The sequence below is a fragment of the Brevundimonas sp. CURTG3B2_SDJG genome (assembly GCF_057364705.1).
Genome location: NZ_JBNFOJ010000405.1, coordinates 1 through 2,008, shown reverse-complemented (window position 1 = coordinate 2,008; position 2,008 = coordinate 1). Strand labels below are relative to the sequence as shown.

Annotated in this window: 1 protein-coding gene and 1 pseudogene; both read left to right on the top strand. The window is 73.0% G+C overall.

Annotated features, from left to right (window positions below; translation table 11 throughout):
• The first annotated feature begins 360 nt into the window (after positions 1 to 360).
• Positions 361 to 948, top strand: a complete 588-nt coding sequence (locus AC2W7C_RS17170) for a cell division protein FtsQ/DivIB (protein ID WP_486002457.1) — start codon at positions 361 to 363, stop codon at positions 946 to 948.
• A gap of 17 nt (positions 949 to 965) precedes the next feature.
• Positions 966 to 2,008: pseudogene (gene ftsA / locus AC2W7C_RS17165) on the top strand (cell division protein FtsA); the annotation flags it as partial.

The following is a 2,008-nucleotide window of genomic DNA, read 5'->3' as shown; positions in this document are numbered from 1 at the left end:
CCGAGCAGGCCGCCCATGTGGGGATGGCGTACAAGACTGTCGTGATGGTGGAGGACGCCTCATGCCCGCGGTAGTTCGCGGCGGTCGGCGACAGAGTTCGAACCCGTCAGCAAAAACGCGGCGCGGCTCCGGGGTCCAAGGGGCGCGGCCGCGCGCCGCGCAACGCGCCGGCGACGCCGGGCAAGATGGCCGCCTTGGGGCGGCTGGACCTGTCCCCCCGCGCCGTCGTCATCTCCATCGCAGCCGGAGTCGTGCTGCTGGGCGCGTCCTGGCGACGGCGCCCGCGCCGAACGCATCGGCGCCTCGATCAGCCGTGGCCTCGACGGGCTGACGGCGGGCCTGGGCCTGAAACTGGAGAAGGTGTTCATCGAGGGCGAGAGCGTCGAGGCCAACGCCGCGATCCGTCGGGCGATCCAGGCCTACGCCGAGCAGCCGATGACCTCGATCGACCTGGACGCCGTGCGCCAGCGGGTGGAGGGCGTGGGCTGGGTCAAGTCGGCGCGGGTGGTGCGCCTGCTGCCGAACACCCTGATCGTGCATGTGACCGAACATGACCGGCTGGCGGTCTGGCAGACGGGCGGACGGGCCTGGGTCATCGACGGACAGGGCCAGGTCATCCCGGGCGCCGACGCCGGCCGCTATCCCAATCTTCCGCTGGTCGTGGGCAAGGGGGCCGAGCAGGCCGCCGCCGAGGTGCTGCCGCTGATCGGCCAGCGTCCCCGGCTGATGAGCCGGCTGGAGGCCCTGGTGCGGGTGGACGAGCGCCGTTGGGACCTGCGCCTGAAGGACGGCAGCCTGATCCAGCTGCCCGCCACCGACCAGGAGGCGGCGCTGATCCAGCTGGACGCCCTGGACCAGCGCGAGCGGCTGCTGGAGCTGGGCTTCGCCCGCATCGATCTGAGAACGCCCGAGGAGGTCGCCGTCCGGCCCTCGTCGGGCGAAGCATGAGTGTGAAGGGGCGCGGGATGGCCGGACGGGCTGTGGATAAATCTGTGGACGGCAAGGGCGGGACCGGGCGCGCGCCGATCGTGGCCGCGCTGGATCTAGGACAGTCCAAGGTCGGCTGCTTCATCATGAAGCCGGAAGGCGTGCGCCACGCGGACCGGACGATCCGCGTCGCCGGCGCCGGGCACGTGCAGTCCCGCGGCGTGCGCGGCGGCGGCATCGTCAATATGGACGAGGCCGCCCAGGCCATCGGCCATGCGGTCGAGCGTGCCGAACGCGCCGCCGGAACGGCGGTCTCCGGCGTCGTGGTCACCACCGCCATCGGACAGATGGCCAGCCATCGCGTCCAGGCGCGGGTTTCGCTGGGCCAGAATCCCGTGGGCGACGCCGACCTGGCGCGCGGCATCGGCATGGCCCTGGCCCAGATCCGCCTGCCTAACCGGCGGCCGATCCACGTCCTGCCCATCGCCTGGTCGGTGGACGGCGCCCGCGGCGTCCACGATCCGCGCGCCATGCGCGGCCACTCGCTGGGGCTGGACCTGCTGGTGGTGTCCATGGCGGAGGGGGCGTTCAACGCCCTGAGCCACTGCCTGGAACTGGCGCACCTGGACCTGCAGGGCGTCGTGGCGGCGCCGGTAGCGTCGTCGCTGGCCGCCCTGGAAGACGACGAGATGGACCTGGGGTGCGTCTGCATCGACCTGGGCGGCGGCGCGACCTCGGCCGCGGTCTGGGGCGGACGCTCCCTGCTGCACATCGAATCGCTGAACGTCGGCGGCGACCACGTCACCGCCGACATCGCGCGCGGCCTGTCGACGTCGCGGGGCGGGCGCGAACGGCGTCAAGACCCTGCACGGCTCGGCGATGGCCAGCGCGAACGAGGACCGCGAGATGCTGGAGGCCCCACCCCGCGGCGAGGACCCGTCGGCCGGTCCCGTGGTGGTGCCGCGCGCCATGCTGAAGACCGTCATCGCGCCGCGCGTCGAGGAGACGCTGGAGCTGCTGCGCGACCGCCTGCGCAACGCGGGCGTCGGCCTGGAGCCGGGGGCGGGCCTGGTCCTGACCG